A 945-nucleotide genomic window follows, 5' to 3' on the forward strand; every position below is an offset into this window, starting at 1 on the left:
GGCCTGGGCTCCGCGGGCGCGCCCACGACGGAAGGAGACGCGGCGACAGGTGAGGAGCGGGGAGGGCCGGGCCGGGCGGGCAGAGGCACACGGCCCCGCGGAGCCGCACCGGTTCGGCGGGCGCGCACGGGGCCGCGTGCGTGCCCACCATGGGTCTCCCGCTCGGGGTGCGGGCGAAGCAGTGTTTATCGTCAGTGAGACGACTATGATCGCCGCATGCCCTACGACCCGTCAGCTTTCCCGCCCTTCGCCGTCACCGTCGACCTGGTGGTGCTGACCGTGCGCCGTCACTCGCTGTGCGCGCTGGCGGTCCGCCGTGGCGAGCCCCCGTTCCAGGGGCGCTGGGCCCTTCCCGGCGGCTTCGTGCGCGAGGACGAGGACCTGACCCAGGCCGCGGCACGCGAACTGCTCGAGGAAACCGGGCTGCGGGCCCATGACCCGGCCGTTCCCGCGGAGCCCCCGCAGGACAACGGCGCCCACCTCGAGCAGCTCGCCACCTACGGCGACCCGGGGCGGGACCCCCGGATGAGAGTGGTCAGCGTCGCCCATCTCGCGCTGGCGCCCGACCTGCCCGCCCCGCGCGCCGGCGGCGACGCGGGCGACGCCCGCTGGGCTCCTGTCGAGGAGCTCCTGCACCCCTCCGGTCCCGAACAGGACGCCCCGCTGGCCTTCGACCACGCCGACATCCTCGCCGACGGGGTGGAACGCGCCCGCTCGAAGATCGAGTACTCCTCGCTCGCCACGGCCTTCTGCCCGCCGGAGTTCACCGTCGGTGAGCTGCGCCGTGTCTACGAGGCGGTCTGGGGCGTCGCGCTCGACCCGCGCAACTTCCACCGCAAGGTCACCGGTACGCCCGGCTTCCTGGTCCCCACCGGAGGCACCACCACCCGGCAGGGCGGCCGGCCCGCCCAGCCGGGTGGTGGTGCCTCCGGTGGGGACCAGGAA

1 protein-coding gene is annotated in these 945 nt (G+C 74.9%); it reads left to right on the forward strand.

The features are described from left to right. Positions 1–216: 216 nt before the first annotated feature. Positions 217–945, forward strand: a 729-nt coding sequence (locus ACOV8S_RS02250) for an NUDIX hydrolase (RefSeq protein WP_448315781.1), incomplete at its 3' end; no start/stop codon positions are given.

This window comes from Streptomyces sp. CO7 (assembly GCF_053474865.1).